Annotated in this window: 14 protein-coding genes; 7 read left to right on the top strand and 7 right to left on the bottom strand. The window is 71.7% G+C overall.

Annotated features, from left to right (window positions below; genetic code table 11):
• Window positions 1-115: 115 nt before the first annotated feature.
• From ACMATS_RS12775 to ACMATS_RS12760, 4 genes are all read right to left on the bottom strand, one after another.
• Complete coding sequence (locus ACMATS_RS12775) at window positions 116-3,967, bottom strand: multifunctional oxoglutarate decarboxylase/oxoglutarate dehydrogenase thiamine pyrophosphate-binding subunit/dihydrolipoyllysine-residue succinyltransferase subunit (protein WP_414167959.1); 3,852 nt, start codon at window positions 3,965-3,967, stop codon at window positions 116-118.
• Between the two features lie 264 nt (window positions 3,968-4,231).
• Complete coding sequence (locus ACMATS_RS12770; RefSeq protein ID WP_336413579.1) at window positions 4,232-5,320, bottom strand: sensor histidine kinase; 1,089 nt, start codon at window positions 5,318-5,320, stop codon at window positions 4,232-4,234.
• Window positions 5,317-6,054: a response regulator transcription factor gene (locus tag ACMATS_RS12765; protein ID WP_390776526.1), complete on the bottom strand. Its 738-nt coding sequence runs from the start codon at window positions 6,052-6,054 to the stop codon at window positions 5,317-5,319. The genes ACMATS_RS12770 and ACMATS_RS12765 overlap by 4 nt, the downstream gene beginning before the upstream one ends.
• 90 nt (window positions 6,055-6,144) lie before the next feature.
• Window positions 6,145-6,828 (bottom strand): spermidine synthase, encoded by a 684-nt coding sequence (locus ACMATS_RS12760; RefSeq protein ID WP_390776527.1) that lies wholly within the window; start codon window positions 6,826-6,828, stop codon window positions 6,145-6,147.
• A gap of 103 nt (window positions 6,829-6,931) precedes the next feature.
• On the opposite strand from ACMATS_RS12760, the gene ACMATS_RS12755 reads away from it, so the two are divergent.
• The 4 genes from ACMATS_RS12755 to ACMATS_RS12740 all read left to right on the top strand — a co-directional run bounded on the left by ACMATS_RS12755 (window position 6,932) and on the right by ACMATS_RS12740 (window position 11,761).
• Window positions 6,932-7,639 (top strand): rhomboid-like protein, encoded by a 708-nt coding sequence (locus tag ACMATS_RS12755; RefSeq protein ID WP_414167958.1) that lies wholly within the window; start codon window positions 6,932-6,934, stop codon window positions 7,637-7,639.
• Window positions 7,640-7,818: 179 nt separating this feature from the next.
• Window positions 7,819-10,221, top strand: coding sequence for an endopeptidase La (gene lon / locus ACMATS_RS12750; protein ID WP_390776529.1), 2,403 nt, complete (start codon window positions 7,819-7,821; stop codon window positions 10,219-10,221).
• 17 nt (window positions 10,222-10,238) lie between these two features.
• On the top strand, window positions 10,239-11,078 hold the full coding sequence (locus ACMATS_RS12745; RefSeq protein WP_414167957.1) for an MBL fold metallo-hydrolase: 840 nt from the start codon (window positions 10,239-10,241) through the stop codon (window positions 11,076-11,078).
• A gap of 125 nt (window positions 11,079-11,203) precedes the next feature.
• Window positions 11,204-11,761, top strand: a complete 558-nt coding sequence (locus ACMATS_RS12740) for a Uma2 family endonuclease (RefSeq protein ID WP_414170707.1) — start codon at window positions 11,204-11,206, stop codon at window positions 11,759-11,761.
• 42 nt (window positions 11,762-11,803) lie between these two features.
• On the opposite strand, the gene ACMATS_RS12735 is transcribed toward ACMATS_RS12740, so the two are convergent.
• Window positions 11,804-12,004, bottom strand: a complete 201-nt coding sequence (locus ACMATS_RS12735; protein WP_390776536.1) for a hypothetical protein — start codon at window positions 12,002-12,004, stop codon at window positions 11,804-11,806.
• A 171-nt stretch (window positions 12,005-12,175) separates the two neighbouring features.
• Here ACMATS_RS12735 and ACMATS_RS12730 point away from each other — a divergent pair, with 171 nt between their 5' ends.
• Entirely contained in the window at window positions 12,176-15,031 is a 2,856-nt protein-coding gene (locus ACMATS_RS12730; protein WP_414167956.1) for a M4 family metallopeptidase, read from the top strand.
• A 77-nt stretch (window positions 15,032-15,108) separates the two neighbouring features.
• Here the strand turns inward: ACMATS_RS12730 and ACMATS_RS12725 are convergent, their stop codons facing one another.
• Window positions 15,109-15,972, bottom strand: coding sequence for a lysozyme (locus ACMATS_RS12725; protein ID WP_390776538.1), 864 nt, complete (start codon window positions 15,970-15,972; stop codon window positions 15,109-15,111).
• A 220-nt stretch (window positions 15,973-16,192) separates the two neighbouring features.
• Between ACMATS_RS12725 and ACMATS_RS12720 the strand changes: the two genes are divergently transcribed.
• A complete protein-coding gene (locus ACMATS_RS12720; protein ID WP_390776539.1) occupies window positions 16,193-16,663 on the top strand; it encodes a MarR family winged helix-turn-helix transcriptional regulator in 471 nt (156 codons plus the stop codon).
• A gap of 177 nt (window positions 16,664-16,840) precedes the next feature.
• Here the strand turns inward: ACMATS_RS12720 and ACMATS_RS12715 are convergent, their stop codons facing one another.
• Window positions 16,841-17,590 (bottom strand): hypothetical protein, encoded by a 750-nt coding sequence (locus ACMATS_RS12715; RefSeq protein WP_414167955.1) that lies wholly within the window; start codon window positions 17,588-17,590, stop codon window positions 16,841-16,843.
• A gap of 276 nt (window positions 17,591-17,866) precedes the next feature.
• On the opposite strand from ACMATS_RS12715, the gene ACMATS_RS12710 reads away from it, so the two are divergent.
• Window positions 17,867-20,473, top strand: coding sequence for a nitrate- and nitrite sensing domain-containing protein (locus tag ACMATS_RS12710; protein WP_414167954.1), 2,607 nt, complete (start codon window positions 17,867-17,869; stop codon window positions 20,471-20,473).
• Window positions 20,474-20,482 lie beyond the last annotated feature (9 nt).

The following is a 20,482-nucleotide window of genomic DNA, read 5'->3' as shown; positions in this document are numbered from 1 at the left end:
CGCCCCTGACGGGGCGCCCGTGTGCGGTTCCGCGCCCCGTCAGGGGCGCGGGGAACTGCGCGAGCAACCACAAAGGGCCCGCACCGAAAAACGATGCGGGCCCCCGGTGACGCGGTTACGCGTCAAAAACCTCCGCCACAAGCTGAGCCTGCTCGGCCTGGTGCCGCTTGGCGGAGCCGACCGCCGGCGACGACGAGTGCGGACGCGAGATCCGCCGCAGCCGCTCCGACGCCGGAACGTCCGCGCCGACCGCCAGGTCGAGGTGGTCGATCAGGTTGAGCGCGATGAACGGCCACGCACCCTGGTTCGCCGGCTCCTCCTGCGCCCACAGGTACTTGGCGGCGTTCGGGAACTTGGCGATCTCCGCCTGGACCTCCGCACCCGGCAGCGGGTACAGCCGCTCGAGGCGGATGAGGGCGGTGTCCGTCGCGCCGCGCTTGTCCCGCTCGGCGGCGAGGTCGTAGTAGACCTTGCCGGAGCAGAAGACGACCTTGCGCACGTCGGCCGGGTTGACGGTGTCGTCACCGATGACCGGACGGAACTGGCCGCTCGTGAACTCCTCCGCCTTCGACGCCGCGGCCTTCAGACGCAGCATCGACTTCGGGGTGAAGACGATGAGCGGCTTGTGGTGCGGGTTGTGGACCTGCCAGCGCAGCAGGTGGAAGTAGTTCGACGGCAGCGTCGGCATGGCGACCGTCATGTTGTTCTGCGCACAGAGCTGCATGAACCGCTCGATGCGGGCCGACGAGTGGTCCGGGCCCTGGCCCTCGTAGCCGTGCGGCAGCAGCAGGGTGACGCCGGAGGTCTGGCCCCACTTCTGCTCGGAGGAGGAGATGAACTCGTCCGTGATGCTCTGGGCACCGTTGACGAAGTCACCGAACTGCGCCTCCCACAGCACCAGCGCGTCCGGGCGGGCCAGCGAGTAGCCGTACTCGAAGCCCATCGCCGCGTATTCGCTGAGCAGCGAGTCGTAGACGTTGAAGCGCGCCTGGTCGTCCGAGAGGTAGAGCAGCGGGGTGTAGTCCTCGCCGGTCTCGCGGTCGACCAGCACCGCGTGGCGCTGGCCGAAGGTGCCGCGGCGGGAGTCCTGGCCGGCGAGCCGGACCGGGGTGCCCTCCATCAGCAGGGAGCCGAAGGCGATGGTCTCGCCCATGCCCCAGTCGATGGTGCCGTCCTCGATGCTGGCGGCGCGGCGCTGCAGCTGCGGCACCAGGCGCGGGTGCACCGTGACGTTCTCCGGCGTGGTGACCTGCGACTCGGCGATCCGCTTGAGGACCTCCTGGGAGATCGCGGTGTTCACCGCGGCCGGGAACTCCGGCAGCTCGGCCGGGGGCTCGTAGGCCGCGGGGGCCGTGTCGGCGTCCCGGACCTCGACGAAGACCTTCTCCAGCTGGCCCTGGTAGTCCTGCAGGGCCTGCTCGGCCTCTTCCAGGGTGATGTCGCCACGGCCGATCAGCGACTCGGTGTAGAGCTTGCGCACCGAGCGCTTCTTGTCGATCAGGTCGTACATCAGCGGCTGGGTGAACGAGGGGTTGTCCGACTCGTTGTGACCCCGGCGCCGGTAGCAGATCAGGTCGATGACGACGTCCTTGTTGAACGCCTGGCGGAACTCGAAGGCGAGCCGCGCGACGCGGACCACGGCCTCCGGGTCGTCACCGTTCACGTGGAAGATCGGCGCCTCGATCATGCGCGCGACGTCGGTGCAGTACATCGACGAGCGCGAGGACTCCGGCGGCGCGGTGAAGCCGACCTGGTTGTTGATGACGATGTGCACGGTGCCGCCGGTGCGGTAGCCGCGCAGCTGCGACATGTTGAGGGTCTCGGCCACGACGCCCTGGCCCGCGAAGGCCGCGTCGCCGTGCAGCTGGATCGGCAGGACGGTGAAGTCCGTGCCGGCCTTGCCGATGATGTCCTGCTTGGCGCGGGCGATGCCCTCGACGACCGGGTCGACCGTCTCCAGGTGGGACGGGTTGGCGGCCAGCGAGACCTGGATCTGCTCGCCGTCCAGGCCGGTGAAGGTGCCGACGGCGCCCAGGTGGTACTTCACGTCGCCGGAGCCGTGCATCGACTTCGGGTCGAGGTTGCCCTCGAACTCGCGGAAGATCTGCGCGTAGGACTTGCCGACGATGTTGGCCAGCACGTTCAGCCGGCCACGGTGGGCCATGCCGATGACGGCCTCGTCCAGGCGGGACTCGGCGGCCGCGTCCAGCACCGCGTCCAGCAGCGGGATGACGGACTCGCCGCCCTCCAGCGAGAAGCGCTTCTGGCCGACGTACTTGGTCTGCAGGAACGTCTCGAACGCCTCGGCCGCGTTCAGGCGGCGCAGGATGCGCAGCTGCTCCTCGCGCTCCGGCTTGGCGTGCGGGCGCTCGACGCGGTCCTGGATCCACTTGCGCTGCTTCGGGTCCTGGATGTGCATGAACTCGATGCCGGTGGTGCGGCAGTACGAGTCGCGCAGCACGCCGAGGATGTCGCGCAGCTTCATCATCGACTTGCCGGCGAAACCGCCGACCGCGAAGTCGCGCTCCAGGTCCCACAGGGTGAGGCCGTGCTCGGTGATGTCCAGGTCGGGGTGCTTGCGCTGGCGGTACTCCAGCGGGTCGGTGTCGGCCATGACGTGGCCGCGGACCCGGTAGGAGTGGATCAGCTCGAAGACCCGGGCGGCCTTGGTGACGTCGTCGTCGTGCGAGGCGTCGATGTCCTTGAGCCAGCGGACCGGCTCGTAGGGGATGCGCAGCGCCTCGAAGATGTCGTCGTAGAAGCCGTTCTCGCCGAGCAGCAGCTGGTGCATGATCCGCAGGAACTCGCCGGAGGCGGCACCCTGGATGACCCGGTGGTCGTACGTCGAGGTCAGGGTCATGACCTTCGAGATGCCCATCTTGTTCAGGGCGTCCTGCGAGGTGCCCTGGAACTCGGCGGGGTAGTCCATGGCACCCACGCCGATGATGAGGCCCTGGCCGGGCATCAGGCGCGGCACGGAGTGCACGGTGCCGATGCCGCCGGGGTTGGTCAGCGAGGCGGTGACCCCGGTGAAGTCGTCCATCGTCAGCTTGCCGACGCGGGCGCGGCGGACGATGTCCTCGTAGGCCTGCCAGAACTCGAAGAAGTTCAGGGTCTCGGCCTTCTTGATGGCCGCGACCACGAGCTGCCGGTCGCCGTTCGGCTTGACCAGGTCGATCGCCAGGCCGAGGTTGACGTGCTCGGGCTTGACGAGGGTCGGCTTGCCGTCCTTCTCCGTGAAGGAGTGGTTCATCGACGGCATCAGCTTCAGCGCCTGCACCATGGCGTAGCCGATGAGGTGCGTGAAGGAGACCTTGCCGCCGCGGGCGCGCTTGAGGTGGTTGTTGATGACGATGCGCTGGTCGAACAGCAGCTTCACCGGGACGGCGCGGACGGACGTGGCCGTCGGCAGCTCCAGGGAGGCGTTCATGTTCTTGGCGACCGCGGCGGACGGGCCGCGCAGCGTCACGAACTCCGGACCGGCGCTCGGCTCGGCCGGCTTGGCCGGGGCCTTCGGCCGGGCGGCCGGGGTCTTGGCGACCGGGGCCGGGGCGGCGGCGGGCTGCGCGGGGGCGGCCGGGGCCTGCACGGCGGGCGCAGCCGGGGCGGCAGCCGCCGGGGCAGCGGGCGCGGGGGCTGCCGGAGCGGCGGGAGCCGCCGGCGCCTGGGCGGCGGCAGGGACCTCAGTGCCCGGCGCGGCAGCGACCGGGGCCGTACCCGCCGGGGCAGCGGTGCCGGGGGCCGCGCCCCCGGTCACTGCCTGCGGCGGCTTCGCCGCCGCAGTGCCCGGCTTGTAGTCGGCGAAGAAGTCCCACCAGGCTCGGTCGACCGAGTTCGGGTCCTGGAGGTACTGCTGGTAGATCTCGTCGACGAGCCACTCATTGGGACCGAACACATCGGCAGGACTCTTGCCCTGCCCTGCTTGATCGGCCGAGATGCTCGAGTTACTGGGGGACTGTGGCGACACGGCGGCAACCGCCCTCTTCCGCTTACCTAAGACTGGTGGACAGCGGGAATAAAGGCTACGCCTCTCGGCACCTTTGATGCAGGCCACCCGGGCCAGCAGTCGCCTAAGTCACACTCTGGACGTGGTTTGAGGGCATGGCTTGGCGGGAAACACACCGGGTTTTAGCGGCCGGGTGACGGTGCCGCGGGTTTCCGGTACCCCGGAACCCCGCCCCACATCCACCGAATGTGTGCTTCCACCACCGACCCTACGTCAACTCCGCTCTCAGGGAACGCCTGGAAGACTGACCTTGATGCGACAGCCACGCGGGGATTCGGCCACCCCTATGCTCCCGCCGTGCAGGTCCACCGCCCAGCGGGCGATCGCCAGCCCCAGGCCCGTACCGCCGTCCGTGCCCGGCCCCTGCTGGCAGGCCGCGTCGCCCCGGTTGAAGCGCTCGAAGACGCGGTGCCGCTCGTCCTCCGGGATCCCCGGGCCCTCGTCCAGCACCTCCAGGGCCAGCGACTGCGCACCGTCGCCGCGCCGGGCACGCACGGTGACGCGCCCGTGCGGGGGGCTGTGCTTGACGGCGTTGTCCACCAGATTCGCCACCACCTGGTGCAGCCGCTCGGCGTCCGCGTGTGCCGTCAGTTCGGGAGGTGAGACGTCCAGGTGCAGGTGGACGTCCTTGCGGGCGCGCGGCGAGGCGCCGCTGCCGCAGGCCATCGACGCCTCCTTGAGCACCCCGGCCAGGTACGGCCACACCTCGAAGCGGCGCGAGTGCAGCGGCACCACCCCGTTGTCCAGCCGCGAGAGGTCCAGCAGCTGCTCGACCAGCCGGCCCAGCCGCTCGGTCTGCCGCAGGGCGATGCGCATGGTCTCCGGATCGGGGGCCGAGACCCCGTCCACCACGTTCTCCAGCACGGCCCGCAGCCCCGCGATCGGGGTGCGCAGCTCGTGCGACACGTTGGCCACCAGCTCCTTGCGGTGGGTGTCCACCGCCTCCAGGTCCGCGGCCATCCGGTTGAACGCCCGGGCCAGGTCCCCGAACTCGTCCCGCCGCCCGGTCCGCACCCGCCGGGAGTAGTCCCCCTGCGCCATGGACCGGGTCACCGCGGTCATCTCGTCCAGCGGCGCCGTCAGGCCGTGCGCCACGAACTGGGTGATCAGCAGCGAGGCGATGATCGAGAAGATGGTGATCACCCTGAGCTCCGTCGCCGAATGGATCGCGACGAACACCAGCAAGGTGGTGATCACCACCGAGACGGTGACCAGCGCCCCCAGCGCGGCCTTGACCGAACGGTAGGGGTCCAGCGGCCGCAGCGCCTCCCACGCACGGCTCCACAGGCCCCGCACCGGCCACCGCCCGGTCATGCCGCCGGGGTCTCCAGTGCGTACCCCACGCCGTGCACCGTGCGGATTCTCTCGGCCCCGATCTTGCGGCGCAGCGCCTTGATGTGGCTGTCCACCGTCCGCGTGCCGGAGGCGTCCGCCCAGTCCCACACCTCCGCCAGCAGCTGCTCCCGGGAGAGCACCGCGCGCGGGGTGTTGGCCAGACAGACCAGCAGGTCGAACTCGGTCGGCGTCAGGTGCACGTCCGCACCCCGCACCCGCACCCTGCGCTGCGCGTGGTCGATCTCCAGCTCGCCGAGCCGCAGGATGCCGCTGCGCGGCGTGTGCGCGGCCAGCGTCGCCCGCTCCACGCGACGCAGCAGCACGTGCACCCGTGCCGCCAGCTCGCGCATCGAGAACGGTTTGGTCATGTAGTCGTCCGCCCCCACGCCCAGCCCGACCAACATGTCGGTCTCGTCGTCCCGTGCGGTGAGCATCAGGACGGGCACCGGACGCTGCGCCTGCACCCGGCGGCAGACCTCCAGCCCGTCGAAGCCGGGCAGCATGACGTCCAGGACCAGCAGGTCCGGCTGCCACGCCTCGGCCGTGTCCACGGCCGCGGGCCCGTCGCCCGCGGTCCGCACCTGAAATCCCTCGGCCCGCAGCCGTGCGGCGATGGCGTCGACGATCGTCCGGTCGTCCTCGACGATCAGTACCCGACGCTGTGCCCCCGCGGCTGCCGCGGTCCCGCCCGGGCCGATGTGTGTCTGCTCCATGCGCCCCGCCCCTAAGCGTCTACCCGTGCCGATTTCGCTGGCCACTCGGCCGTTGTGGCAAGCAGCGTACGGGCACCCGGGTGGGGTCGGCTACGCGGCGCGGAGACCGAGATGGACCACGTCGGGGACGCCCCGGGCAACGCTGATCTCTTCGGTTTTTACCCCGGCGAACCCGGCATTCCGGAGCGCTTCCTCGAACTCCGGAGAGGGCTGCGCCGACCACACGGCGAGCACTCCGCCGGGCGTCAGCAGCTCCCGGCAGGCGGCCAGACCGGCCGGGGAGTAGAGGCCGGCGTTGTCCTCGGTGACGGTCCAGCCGGGCCCGTTGTCGATGTCCAGGCAGAGCGCGTCGTGGCACGCGGCCGGTGCGGAGCGGACGTACGCGACGAGGTCCGCGTGCACGATCTCCGTGCGCGGATCGGCGAGCGCCGGGCCGGAGACCGCCGACAGCGGCCCGGTGCGGTGCCAGTCGACGACGGCCTGCTCCCGCTCCACGACCGTGATCCGCCCCCAGCGCGGCTCGCCGGCCGCCCGCGCCAGCGAGAAGCCGACGCCCAGGCCGCCGATCAGCACCGCCGGGTCCGGGCGCTCCGGCGGCAGGGCCGCGAGCGCGGCGTCGACCAGGAGCCGCTCCGAGCGGCCGTCGGAAGTGTCCATGAGGAAGCACCCGTTGGCGATGATCTCGTAGTGTGGGCCCCGCTGCCGCAGCACGACTTCGCCGTGCGGGCCGTCGCGGCGGTCGAGGGTGACGGGCGGGGCGGGCGAGATGGGCATACGGCCTCCGTAAGGGGCTGCGGCCAGAGCTTGCTGCACAGAACTCCCGTGCACCTTAATGTTTCCGGTGCGAAGGCGGGACAGGCCGGAAGGGGCGGCCCACGTGATCGAGCACGCACGGCGCGGGCTGCGCGGACTGTGGCGGATGCTGCCGAAGCCGACGAATACGCCCTTCACTTTCTGTTACGCACTGATCCTGCTCGGTACCGCCCTGTACGCCGACTTCGGCGACCAGGAGACGGTGAGCCTGCTCCTGCGCGAGTCCAGCACGGACGGCGCGCACCTCGCGGAGCGCCCGCTCGTCGTGCTGATCGCAAGCGCGCTGTGGGTCGCGGGCGGCCTCTTCTCGGCGTACGGCCTGGCCTTCGCCCTGGTCCTGGCGGCCCTCGAACGCCGGGTGGGCGGCGCCCGCACGGCCGGCGTCTTCCTCCTCGGCCACGTCCTGGCCACGCTGGCCACGGAACTCCCGGTGGCGGGCGCGGTGGCGGCGGGCTCCCTGCCGGAGGCGTCGATGCACCGCCTCGACTACGGCATCAGCTTCGGCCTGATGGCGTGCGTGGGCGCCCTGTCGGGCCTGCTGCCACGCCGCGGCGAGGTGGCCCTGCTGGGCGTGGCGGTCCTGGTGTGCGCGCAGGACCTGATCGAACTGATCGACCCCCTGTCGAGCTGGGGGCACCCGATCGCGCTGCTGACGGGGGTGGCGTGCCGGTCGCTGATCCGCGAGGACGGATCAGCGGGGGGTGCCGGGCCGGCGGTGCCGGGCCCCCGGGCGGCGGAGCCGACGGACGAGGACCAACTCCAGCCACGCTGACTGCGGGCCGCCTGTGGTTGCTCGCGCAGTGCCCCGCGCCCCTTTCGGGGCGCGGCACCCCGGGGTTGTGGGCAATCGTTCGCAGGGCTGATCGCTCAGAGCGAACAACGGCGGGAACATCCCGCACCCCCGGCGCAGTTGAGTCCGAGTAGCTCAACTTGCCTGCCGAAGGGAAGATCATGGCTTCGACGTCCACACCGCTCACCCTCCCGGTCCTGCCCCTGGACGACGAAGTCGTCCTCCCCGGCATGGTCGTGCCCTTGGACCTCTCCGCCGCCGAGGTCCGCGCCGCGGTGGAGGCGGCCCAGGCCGCGGCCACGGGCGGCGCCAAGCCCCGCGTCCTCCTCGTCCCGCGCATCGACGGCACCTACGCCGCCGTCGGCACCCTCGGCACCGTCGAGCAGGTCGGCCGCCTCTCCGACGGCGACCCCGGCGCCCTCATCCGCGGCGTCGGCCGCGTCCGCATCGGCGCCGGCACCACCGGCCCGGGCGCCGCGCTCTGGGTCGAGGGCGCCCGCATCGACGAGGCGTCCCCCGCCCCCCTCCCCGGCGCCGTCACCGAGCTGATGAAGGAGTACAAGGCCCTGGCCACCACCTGGCTCCGCAAGCGTGGCGCCTGGCAGGTCGTGGACCGGGTGCAGCAGATCGAGGACCCCGGCCAGCTCGCCGACAACTCCGGCTACTCGCCGTTCCTCACCCTCGTCCAGCGCGTCGAACTGCTGGAGACGGCCGACCCGGTCGCCCGCCTGCGGCTCGCCGTGAAGTGGCTGAGCGACCACATCGCCGAGCAGGACGTGGCCGAGTCGATCGCCAAGGACGTCCAGGAGGGCGTGGACAAGCAGCAGCGGGAGTTCCTGCTGCGCCGCCAGCTGGAGGCCGTCCGCAAGGAGCTGGCCGAGCTCAACGGCGACCCGGAGAACGAGTCCGAGGACTACCGCACCCGCGTCGAGGCCGCCGACCTCCCGGAGAAGGTCCGCGAGGCCGCCCTCAAGGAGGTCGACAAGCTGGAGCGCGCCTCCGACCAGAGCCCCGAGGGCGGCTGGATCCGCACCTGGCTGGACACCGTCCTGGAACTCCCGTGGAACAAGCGCACGGAGGATGCTTACGACATCCCCGGTGCCAAGGCCGTCCTCGACGCGGACCACGCCGGCCTGGAGGACGTCAAGGAACGGATCACCGAGTACCTGGCGGTGCGCAAGCGGCGCGCCGACCGGGGGCTGGGCGTGGTCGGAGGGCGGCGCGGGGGCGCGGTGCTCGCGCTCGTCGGCCCGCCCGGCGTCGGCAAGACCAGCCTCGGCGAGAGCGTGGCCCGGGCGATGGGCCGCGATTTCGTGCGGGTCGCCCTCGGCGGCGTCCGCGACGAGGCCGAGATCCGCGGCCACCGGCGCACGTACGTCGGCGCCCTGCCCGGCCGGATCGTCCGCGCCCTCAAGGAGGCCGGGTCCATGAACCCGGTCGTCCTGCTCGACGAGATCGACAAGGTCGGCTCGGACTTCCGCGGCGACCCGGCCGCGGCCCTGCTGGAGGTCCTGGACCCGGCCCAGAACCACACCTTCCGGGATCACTACCTGGAGGTCGAACTCGACCTCTCCGACGTGGTGTTCCTGGCCACGGCCAACGTCCTGGAGGCCATCCCGGAGGCCCTGCTGGACCGCATGGAGCTCGTCCGCCTCGACGGCTACACCGAGGACGAGAAGGTCGTCATCGCCCGTGACCACCTGCTGCCGAGGCAGCTGGAGCGCGCGGGCCTGGAGCCGGGCGAGGTCGTCCTGGAGGACGGGGCGCTGCGCAGGCTGGCCGGCGAGTACACGCGCGAGGCGGGCGTGCGCAACCTGGAGCGCGCCGTGGCGCGCCTGCTCCGCAAGGTGGCGGCCCGGCACGAACTGGGCGAGCAGGACCTGCCGTTCACGATCGGCCCCGAGCAGCTCCGCCCGCTGATCGGCCGCCCGCACCACACCCCCGAGTCCGCGCAGGACCCGGCGGAGCGGCGTACGTCCGTACCGGGCGTGGCGACGGGCCTGGCGGTGACGGGCGCGGGCGGCGACGTCCTGTACGTGGAGGCGTCGCTGGCCGACCCGGAGACGGGCGGGGCCGGCCTGACCCTGACGGGCCAGCTCGGCGACGTGATGAAGGAGTCGGCGCAGATCGCGCTGTCCTTCCTGCGCTCCCACGGCGCGGAACTGGAGCTTCCGGTCGGCGACTTCAAGGAGCGCGGCGTCCACCTGCACGTCCCCGCGGGCGCGGTGCCGAAGGACGGGCCGAGCGCGGGCGTCACGATGACGACGGCGCTGGCGTCGCTGCTGTCGGGCCGTCAGGTGCGCCCGGACGTGGCCATGACGGGCGAAGTCTCGTTGACGGGCCGGGTCCTGCCGATCGGCGGCGTGAAGCAGAAGCTGCTGGCGGCGCACCGGGCCGGAGTGACGACGGTCATTATCCCCAAGCGGAATGAGCCGGACCTGGACGACGTTCCGGCAGAGGTGCTGGCCAAGCTGGACGTGCACCCGGTGTCGGACGTCCGCCAGGTCCTGGAGCTGGCACTGACACCGGCGACGGCCGCCGCGGTGCCTGCTGCGGCGGCGTGACGACGAAGGGGTGGGACATGAGTGAACGGCTGAGCCGCCCGGCGGGGATCCGCTCCCTGCAACTGGGCGAAACGAAGGTCACGTACGTACCGGACGGCGTGGCGCAGCTGTCGCCGCGCCACTGGTTCCCGGACACGACGGACACCATTGCACCCTCGTACCTGGACGAGTCCGGCTACCTCGTGGCGAGCGTCGGCGGCCTCCTGGTCGAGCGCGCCGACCGCGCCCTCCTGATCGACTCGGGCATCGGTCCGGTGTCCGCCCCGGCCGAGCCCGGCAACCCCGTCGGCGCCATGTCGGGCGGCACCCTGCTCGACAACCTCACCCGCCTCGGCCGCCCGGCCGACCGGATCGAGGCGGTGGCCTTCACCCACCTCCACGGCGACCACGTGGGCTGGGTCGGCCACGAGGCCCTGAGCGGCGCGGAGTTCCTGTTCTCGGAGGCGGAGTGGCAGCACCGCGACGTGGTGCACCACGCCCCGCCGGCGGAGGTCCTCAAGGAGATGGAGCCGAGGGTCCGCACGGTGACGGACGGGGAGGAGATCTTCCCGGGGGTGCGGGTGCTGCTCACTCCCGGCCACACGCCGGGCCACGCGGCGTACGTGATCAGCGGGGACGACGGCCGTCGCGTGATCGCCTTCGGCGACGCGTTCCACACGCCGCTGCAGATGGCCCACCCGGAGTGGCGGGTGTCGGTCGACCACGACGCGGAAGGCGCCATCGCCTTCCGGCGCCGCCTGGTGGAGCAACTCACCGAGCCCGGGACGGTCGGTTTCGGCATCCACTTCGCGGACGTGCAGTTCGGACGGGTGGCGGTGGACGGCGGGGCGCCGGGGTGGGAGCCGGTGGACGAGTGAGCCACGTCTCACCGGCTGCGGCGTGTCCGGGCAGCCGCGCGTATCGTTGAACCGCGCGGCTGCCTGCGGTATGCGGCAGCGGGGAGGAGCGCAGAGTGACCATCGTGCTGACCGACAGGACCGAGATGGCCGACAGCGACGAGCTCAGCCTGGACATGCTGTTCGACTGGCTTGAGCGGATGCCCGTCCCCGAGGGCTACAAGGTGGAGATCGTCGAGGGGGCCATCTACATGTCGCCGCAGCGGGACAATCACTGGGACATTATCGCCAACATCTACGACCAGCTGCGGACCAAGTATCCGCGGAGGCGCGTGAAGAACGAAGTCCGTATTGACTTTCCCGGCCATCTGAATGGCTTTTGTGCCGACGTCCTGCTGGTGAAGGACGGCGTGTCCAAGGACTCCAAGGGGCACTGGCGTTACCAGGACGTCGAGTTCGTCGCCGAGGTGATCTCCAAGGACACGGCGAAGAACGACTACGGGCCCAAGCGGGATGCCTATGCACTGGCGGGTGTTCCCGTCTATCTCATCGTGGACCCGTACATCGGCCAGTGCCACGTCTTCACCGAGCCCAAGGACGGCACGTACCGCACCGGTCCGGCCGTCAAGTTCGGGGACCCGATCGACCTCACCGACACCGTCGTTGGACTGACGCTGGCCACCGACGACATGGACTGGGAGTAGGCCGCATTCCAGCGCGTGGCTGCAAGACGCCGGCGGCCGGCTTCACCCCTCGTCCACCGCCGGCCTCCGGTCGGTCAAACGGTCCTGGTCCGCCGCGTTGCCGGTGCGGGCCTCCGTGCGGCGGCCCCTGGCCAGGTAGTCCCGCACGATCAACTCCACCGCGTCCTGCGGGTTCCTGGTGCCGGACAGCAGCATGACCTCGATCGCCAGATCGCTGTCCAGGCTGATGGTGACCTTGGCCATGACACTCCTCGACACTCCTCGTGAAGACGACGGCTCAGTCTGCATCGCCTTGCCGGAACCGGCAATTGGGTTCCCACGCGTCGGATCGGCCGCTTTCGGCCGGAAGTTGACCCTCTGGGTCCACGCACCATTGATCCGGCCCCGTCCCGCCGGTTGCATATGCGCGACCGTATGCGACGGAGGGGGAACTCCTTGCGCAAGCCCAGAGCACGTTCAGGCAGACCGGCCGGCAGAGGCCGGAAGAACGGCATAGCAGGGGCGGCAGCGCTACTCGGCGCTGCCGCCCTCGTCGTTTCCGCGGTGCCCGCTCAGGCGGTTGCCGCGTCCGCTGCGGCGGGTCCCGAAGTCGTCCCGGGGAAGGGCACTTCCACCCCCTCCCTTGTCGACGGCATCCGTGACCGCACCAAGGCCACCGGCAACGCCGCCGATGCCGCCCGCGAGCACCTTGCCGACAAGCAGAGCCGGTACCACATCGGCAACCCGCAGCGTGATCTCGCGCCGCTCGGGACGCAGAGCTCCGGCGCCACCGAGACCGTCCGGCTGCAGCAGAAGCACCACGGGATCGACGTCCTCGGCGGGCAGTACGTCGTCCGGATGGAGAAGAAGGACGGCAAGCGCCTCGTCACCGGTACCTCCGGCCGGTACTTCACCAGGCTGACGGCCGACACCAAGGCGGCCGTGACCCAGGACGTCGCCGTCGAGCGTGCCGTCGCCGCTGTCCGGGCGCAGCTCGGCGGGCGGACGCTCGACAAGTCCGACATCGCCCAGCCGGGGCGCCAGGGGCTGACCAGGTCCGCCGAGTCCTTCAGCGGCACCGCCCGCGGGCTCGTCGTGCTGCCCAAGGGCGACGGCGTGCTCACCCAGCACGTCACCGTCCGTGGCACCCACCCCGCCACCGGCGAACCGGTCCTCCGCGAGGTCTACATCGACGCCAAGGCCGGCTACCCCGTGCTGCAGTACAGCGGGATCAAGACCTTCGGGGTGGACAAGAACAAGACCGCGGCGCCTGCCAAAGGCGGGATCAAAGCCGACGCCCCCGCCCCCACCCCCGGCTCCGGCGTCAAGTACGACGGCACCACCGTCGACCTGAACCTCACCAAGGACCCCGGCCGCAATGAATACCTCATGCGGGACACCGTTCGCATGAGCAGCACCAGCCACAACGTCCTCGCCACCTGGGACGCCCGCGGCAAGGACGTCGGCGAGGTCTCGGGCCGCTGGCCCGACGGGATCAAGGAGTTCGGGTCGGCCACCCCCGCCTTCGGCCCGGACGCCACCGAGGCCGGTGCCGTCGACGCCCACTGGGCGGCCGGCAAGGTCTACGACTACTACAAGAACGTCCACGGCCGCGACAGCCTCGACGGCCGCGGCATGACCGTCAACTCCCTCGTCGGCGTCACCGAGTTCGGTTCGGCGTACGTCAACGCCTTCTGGGACGGCACCAAGATGGTCTACGGCGGCGGCAACGACGAGTACAAGACGCTCTCCGCCGACCTGGACGTCGTCGGCCACGAGATGACCCACGGCGTCGTGGAGCACACCGCGAACCTCGTCTACGCCGGCCAGTCCGGCGCCCTCAACGAGGCCCTCGCCGACTACTTCGGGCAGTCCATCTCCGTGGACGCCGCCGGAGTGTCCATGGACGACCCGGACTCCGGGCTCCTCGGCGGGCACCTGTGCCGCAGCAAGTCGCCGCGCGAGTGCGCCTTCCGCGACCTCAACGACGGCGCGACGACCTCGAAGAACTTCCTCGGCGTCGGCTTCGCCACCGACAACGGCGGCGTGCACCTCAACTCCACCATCTTCTCCGGCTCCTTGTGGGACATCCGCAAGGACCTCGGCGGCAAGGTCGCCGACCGCATCGTCTACAAGGCGCTGTCGGAGTACATGACGCCCCTGGACGGCTACACCGAGGGCCGCAACGCGGTCATCGCGGCGGCCAAGGACCTCGGCCTCTCCTCCGACGACGTCAACACCGTCACCCGCTCCTTCAACGCCCACGGCATCGTCCCCAACTGGGAACTGGCCCTCGGCGTCGACACCGACGTCCTGCTCGGCAAGGTCAACACCGCCGGGTCGTCCGTCGGCGCGGGCGGCGGCTGGTGGACCGCGTCCCAGTCCGACGACTCCGGTACCGAGGCGTACTCGGTCTGGGCGGGACGCGCCGACGGCAAGGGCGCCCCGAAGCTCATCAGCCCCAACGACGGCCGCTACCACGTCAACCCGGTGACCGACGGCAAGACCGTCGTCTGGCTCGCGTACGGACCGAAGAGCGTCGACATCCTGGCGCGGCCGCTGGCGGGCGGGCCGATCAGGACGCTGCGGTCCGGCAAGGTGGCGCTCTCCGGGGTGCAGGTCGACGGTGACGTCGTGGTCTTCGAGGCGCCGTCGCGCCTCGGCACCCGGCACGTCGGCTATCTGCGGCTGCGGGACACGGACCCCGTCTGGGTCGAGGACCGGGCCGACGAGCAGTCCGCCACCGCCCTGCCCTCGATCGGCAACGGCCGCATCGCCTACGCCAAGCTCTACGCCGAGAACGGCACCTCCAAATTCGGTACCGAGGTGCTCGACCTCAAGACCGGCAAGAAGACCCTGACCCAGCAGCTCGGCACGCCCGAGGGCATCGGCCAGACCGGCATCAACGGCAAGAACGTCTTCTGGCTGGCCGACGAGTCCAAGAGCACCGGGCAGATGGGCGTGCGCCGCGCGGAGTTCGACGGCACGGGCACCCTGGACCTCGGCAAGGGCAAGACCGCCGCCGCGGGGCTCTTCCCCTACGACCTGACCGTCTCGCAGGACGCCGTGACCGTCACCTCGCAGGCGCCGGGCCTGTCGGCCGGCAACCAGTCGACGGCCAAGCTGTGGCAGTTCTCCGTGGACGGCCGGACGCTCGGCCGGGTCTCCTGCAACCGCGGCGAGCAGCTCTCCGCCGCCGCGGCCGGCGGCCGGCAGGTGGTGTGGCTCGACGGCACCACCGGCTTCACCGACCTGGTGACGCGGACCCGCCCCGCGGGCACCTGCGGCTGATCCGCTGATCCACTGATCCACGACACGCCAAGGGCCCCCGGCGCCGATGTGCCGGGGGCCCGCTGGGTGCTGAGGGCTCAACCGTCGGCCAGCGCCTGGAGGCGGCTGAACGCACCGTTGAAGCGGTTGTGGTCACCGACCGTGGGGCCCGAGTCGGTGTACTGCCAGATGGTGTGGAAGGACCAGCCCTTGGGGAGCTCCCCGACCGACGAGCCGTATTGCGGTATCCACAACGGATTCACCGAGCCGAACCTGCTGTAGTTCCCCATGCACTCCTTCCACCACTTGGTGGCGGTGTAGAGCACGGCCTCCCGCCCGGTGCGGCGGTAGTAGCGGTCGAAGAAGTCGCCCACCCAGTCGATCAGCTCGTCCGAGCTCATCCCGTAGCAGCTGTCCCCGTAGGGGTTCCACTCCAGGTCGAGGACGCCCGGCAGCGTCTTGTGGTCACGCGACCAGCCGCCGCCGTGCCGGGCGAAGTAGTCCGCCTGCGAGGTGCCGCTGGAGTTGTCGGGCAGGGCGAAGTGGTACGCGCCGCGGATCATCCCGGCGTCGTACGAGCCGTCGTACTGCTGGGTGAAGTAGGGGCTGGTGTAGCTGGTGCCCTCGGTCGCCTTGACGTAGGCGAAGCGCACCCCGCTCTTCTTCAGCTTGGACCAGGAAACGTTGCCGTTGTGGCTGCTGACGTCGACGCCTTCGACGGAGGCGGACCGCGGGCCCTGGCCCTCGTCCTGGCCGCCGTGTTCGTGGTCCGGGACGGTCACGCCCATCCAGTCCTGCGCGGGGTGGGTGGGGTGCCTGGCGGCGGGCGCGTACGACGCGTCGGCCGCGCCGGGCAGGGCGATCAGCAGGGCCAGGGCGGCCAGGACGGACAGCAGGGGGGCGAACAGCCGGGGCGCCGCAGGGGGTCTGCGGCGCTCCCGGCTCGAGCAGTGCACGGGCATTGGCGTGCCTCCGGTGCCGAATGGCCTTCGTTCGGCGGTCTAGGTTGGTATGACCATGCCATTACCGAAGCCATGGGCGCAGATACACGCCGCGACAGGGCCCCGGGGTGCTGCCGTTGGTCTAATCCTGCGAAATACTGACAGAGCTGCGGCGACGGTCCGCGGACACAAGAACTTTTCATCGGCTGAAAGCAAGCTGAAAAGGCGGAGAGGGCCTGACGTGCACCAGACCGGTACCCCGGAGCCCGGCGACGGCGTGGACCACGAGGAATTTCTCGCCCTGGAGCGCGAGCTGGCCGTGTTCCTGCGCCGGGCCCGCGCCTCGTCCGGGGAAATGGCCCGGGAGGTCCACCCCGACCTGGAGCCGGCGGCCTACGGGCTGCTGATCCGCCTCGTGGAGGCCGGGCAGCAGCGGGCCACGGACCTCGCTGCGTATTTCGGGGTCGGCAAGGCCACGATGAGCCGTCAGCTGCGGGCGCTGTGCGAGCTGGGGCTCGTCGAGCGGGAGCCGGATCCGGCCGACGGCCGGGCGTCCCTGATCCGCGTCACGGAGGAGGGCGGGGCCCGCTTCCAGCGGGTGCGGGATGCACGGCGCGCGCAGTACATGAGCAAACTGGCGGACTGGGACCGCACCGAGATCGCGGAGCTGGCGCGGCTGCTGCATCAGCTGAACGCGAGCGCGGAGGCGTAGCCCCGCGGGGGCGGTGCGGGGCGGGTGCGGGTCCGTTGTGGCTGATCGCGCAGTTCCCCGCGCCCCTTACGGGGCGCACCCCGTGGTTTGTCGGCTGCGGGTTGCCGGTGGCGGAGCCGCTGGGGGCACCTCCCAGCGGTAGCTGGGGGAGAAACAGCCCCGCGCCCCTTCGGAGCGCTACGGCACCACGTACAGTGCCGTCGCGTCGTCGTGCCGCTTGCCGAGCCGTCGCGTCGTACCCCGTTCAATCGCCCGCACCCGGTCGATCAGTGCCTGCGGCCCCTCCTTCGCCAAAAGGGCGTGGCAATCCGCCCAGTCCCCCTCCCCGAACACCTCCACCCATCGGCTCGCCCCGTCCGTCATCGCCGCCATCGACCGGACCTCCGCCCGCGGCAGCGCACCCGTGACGGCCCGGCCGGCCACGGCCGGGTCCGCGGCTGCGGTGAAGAAGCCGCCCTCCGCGTTGCGCTGGGCGTCCGTCACGGGGCCGAGCGCGGCCAGCCGGTCGATCCGGTCGTCCAGGACGGCGCGCACCGCGCGCCCGTCCGCCAGCAGCAACACCGAGTCGGACAACACCAGATACTCCACCCGCTCCGCGTCCCACCGCACGACGACCACCGTCGCCTGCGGCGTCCGCCGGTGCGTCAGGTCACACGTGTCCCGATGAGCCGCAGCAGTACGGTCGATGGCGGCCGACAGACATGACGCAAGGGGCAACTCCCGCTTGCCGCACGCGAGGTGCAGCAGCGCTCCGCCCAACCGCTCGACGAACCACGGCACACCGTGCCGGCACCCCGTACCGCCGTCCTCCGGCGGTGTCACCCCGTCGAGAAGGACGAACGCTCCGTCCGCCTCTCCGCTCACCGACGCGAAATCCTCGTTCCGGCGCCCCGGAACACCCGGCTGAGTGGCGAGTTCGATACGCATGCGGCCAGTGTGCAGGATGCCGGAATTTCCCTGGCTGTTGGCGCGCATCCTTCCGGCGTGCCGGGCGGTTTACCGGGTGGGCATGCGCCGGGGGGAAGTGCGGCGCGCGCCGTCAGCAGGAACCAGGGGATCAAAAGTGAAGTTCCGGGTGGGCTTCACTCCTTCGAATGAGCGGGGGAGTGAAGCAGGCCTGCCTCAGACGGGTGCTGAAAGGGTCAAATCAGTACCGCAGGACCAGGGGCGGGCGGGACGGACGCGAGCAGATTGTGAGCACCGGTGCGGAAGAAGCGGCTTCGGGGCGGCCAGCGCGAGCAGCAGACCACGGCGGTGCCGGAGCGCACCGCCCGCGTCCGCAACCGGCTCGTCGCCTCCGTGACGGTCGTGTCGCTCACGGTCGCCGGTGCAGGCGCCTTCGGTATCGCCGACGTCCTGCGGGACCGCGCCGAGTCCCAGCGGCTGGCCGCGTTCGCCAAGACCGACAGCGCCGCCGTCGCGCTCGCGCACTCCCTGGCCGACGAGCGTGACGCCATGACCGTTTACGCGGCCGCGGGGCGCGGCAGCGCGCCCGCCGTGCCGGATGCCCAACGGGCCCGTGTGGACCGGCAGATCGAGGAGTTCGGGCGCTCCGCACCGGCGTCCGTGCGGGAGCTCCTCGACGGGCTCCCCGAAGTGCGCCGCAAGGCCCTTGCCGGGCCCGGTGACGCCCTGACGGTCTTCACCGCCTACACCGCCGTCGTACAGGCCCTGCACGGGGTCAGCGGCGCGCTCGTCCACCGGCTGCCCGCCCGGGCCGCCGCGGGGGACGCGGCCGCGCTGCCCCCGCTGGGCCGCGCCGTCGAGGAGGCCTCGGCCACGCGCGGGCTGCTGCTGGCCGCCCTCGCCTCCCGCGGGCACCCCGAACTCGGCGCCGCCGCCCAGCAGTCCGCGCTGCGCGAGCGGTCCGCCCTCGCTGACTTCCGGCAGCTGGCCGGGGCCGACACCCGGGACGCGTACGCCCGCGCCGTCGGCGGCCCGGGCGTCGCCGACGCCGCCGCCCTGCTCGACCACCTCGTCACCGCACCGCCCGCGACGGCGGCGGCTGACGCGGAGGGCGCCAGGGCGCCGGAGGAGATCCGTGCGGCCCTGACCACCCGGATCGAGGCCATGCGCGGGGTCGAGTCGGGCCTCGCCACGGACGCCATGGCCCGCCTCGCCCGGCTGCGCACCCACGACCTCGAAGCCCTCGAAGTCCGCAGCGCGCTGGCCGCGTTGTGCTTCCTCCTCACTCTCGGCACCGGCATCGCCGCCGCCCGCTCCGTCACCCGGCCGCTGTCCGCGCTGCGGCGCGGCGCGCGGCGCGTGTGCGCCGAGCCGCTGACGCGCGACCCGGTCGCCGTCAAGGGCCGGGACGACGAGTTCGCCGAGATCGCCCGGTCGGTCAACGTGCTGCACGGCACGGTCGTCCGGCAGCGGGAGCGCATGAACTTCCTGGAGGGCGAGCGCACCCGGCTCGACGGCGCCCGGCGCGACATGGCCGAGGAGCGCGACACGCTCCGCACCCGGCACCAGGAGCTCGCCGACCGGCTGTCCTGCCTCACCGGGCGGATCCACGCCACCGTCGTCAACCTCTCGCTGCGCACCCTCGGTCTGGTCGAGCGGCAGCTGTCGGTCATCGAGTCCCTGGAGGCCCACGAGGCCGATCCCGACCGGCTCGCCGTGCTGTTCAAACTTGACCACCTTGCCACGCGCATGCGCCGCCACAACGAGAACCTGCTGGTCCTCGCCGGTGCCGAACACGGCGGAGGGCACACCGGGTCCGTCCCCCTGCTGGACGTCCTGCGGGCGGCCGTCAGCGAGATCGAGCGCTACGAGCGCGTCCGCATCCATTCCCTCCCCGCCCGGTCCCAGCTCGTCGGGTTCGCCGCGGACGACGTCAGCCACCTGGTGGCCGAACTGCTGGAGAATGCCACCGCGTTCTCACCACCTGACGTCCAAGTGCAGGTCTCCGGATGGCTGTTGGAGAACGGCGAGGTCATGCTCTCCGTGCAGGACGAGGGCATCGGCATGTCCCCCGAGCGCCTGGAGGAGCTCAACTCCCTCCTCGCGCAGCCCGACCCTGACCCCGGCCGGATCCCCATGGGGGTGCGCAAGCAGGGCCAGGGGCCGGGGCAGGGCGACGAGACCTCCCGCCCGGTGATGGGCCTCGGCCTGTACGTCGTCGCCCGGCTCGCCGCCCGGCACGGGGTGCGCGTCAAACTGCGCGAGCAGCGGCCCGGCGGCATCACCGCCGTCGTGGTGCTGCCCGCCCACCTGCTGCCCGCCGACGCGCCCGCTCCCGACCCCGCCGCGGCACCGCCCGTGCCCGGCGCCGGGACGGCACCGCCCCGCGTCAACCTCCCGGGCGCCGTCGCCGAGGCCAACTCCCATACGCTGCCCGGCCGCTCCCTCCGTACGGCTGAAACCGCACACCGCTCCCCGGTCCACGCCACGGCGCCCGACGACTCCGAGCAGACGATGGAGATCCGCGCCGTACGGGACGGCCACCGCCCCCCGCCGGGCCGCCACGCCCGCCCCGGGGCACCCGCCCCCCGCCGCCCCGCGGAGCCCGTCGGACCCGCCCCCGCCCCGGAACCACCGGCCCCCCGGCCCGTACCGCCGCCCCGCGAGGCCACCGGGAACGGCCTGCCCAAGCGCACGCCGAAGGCCGTGGCCCAGAAGCCGGTGCCGCTCAGCGTGCGGCACGGCGTGGACGCCGAGGCCCTGCGCCGCAAGCTCGCCGGATTCCAGCAGGGCGCCCGGGACGGACGGCGCGACGTCGAGGCGGAGTTGACGGAACGTGATATTGGTCGGCGTCGCACGGGGGCATCGGACGACGGCGGCACTGTCGAGGAGGCACGCGGTTGACTGCATTTT

It is taken from the genome of Streptoverticillium reticulum (assembly GCF_047456005.1).
GTDB classification, from domain to species: domain Bacteria; phylum Actinomycetota; class Actinomycetes; order Streptomycetales; family Streptomycetaceae; genus Streptomyces; species Streptomyces reticulum.
This window is presented reverse-complemented; position numbering and strand designations above follow the sequence as displayed.

What these genes read in the sequence shown, in the direction of transcription:
- ACMATS_RS12715 (WP_414167955.1), bottom strand. Translation starts at nt 17,590, where the DNA reads ATGCGTATCGAACTCGCCACTCAGCCGGGTGTTCCGGGGCGCCGGAAC.
- ACMATS_RS12725 (WP_390776538.1), bottom strand. Translation starts at nt 15,972, where the DNA reads ATGCCCGTGCACTGCTCGAGCCGGGAGCGCCGCAGACCCCCTGCGGCG.
- ACMATS_RS12745 (WP_414167957.1), top strand. Translation starts at nt 10,239, where the DNA reads ATGAGTGAACGGCTGAGCCGCCCGGCGGGGATCCGCTCCCTGCAACTG.
- ACMATS_RS12765 (WP_390776526.1), bottom strand. Translation starts at nt 6,054, where the DNA reads ATGGAGCAGACACACATCGGCCCGGGCGGGACCGCGGCAGCCGCGGGG.
- lon (WP_390776529.1), top strand. Translation starts at nt 7,819, where the DNA reads ATGGCTTCGACGTCCACACCGCTCACCCTCCCGGTCCTGCCCCTGGAC.
- ACMATS_RS12760 (WP_390776527.1), bottom strand. Translation starts at nt 6,828, where the DNA reads ATGCCCATCTCGCCCGCCCCGCCCGTCACCCTCGACCGCCGCGACGGC.
- ACMATS_RS12740 (WP_414170707.1), top strand. Translation starts at nt 11,204, where the DNA reads ATGGCCGACAGCGACGAGCTCAGCCTGGACATGCTGTTCGACTGGCTT.
- ACMATS_RS12735 (WP_390776536.1), bottom strand. Translation starts at nt 12,004, where the DNA reads ATGGCCAAGGTCACCATCAGCCTGGACAGCGATCTGGCGATCGAGGTC.
- ACMATS_RS12770 (WP_336413579.1), bottom strand. Translation starts at nt 5,320, where the DNA reads ATGACCGGGCGGTGGCCGGTGCGGGGCCTGTGGAGCCGTGCGTGGGAG.
- ACMATS_RS12730 (WP_414167956.1), top strand. Translation starts at nt 12,176, where the DNA reads ATGCGACGGAGGGGGAACTCCTTGCGCAAGCCCAGAGCACGTTCAGGC.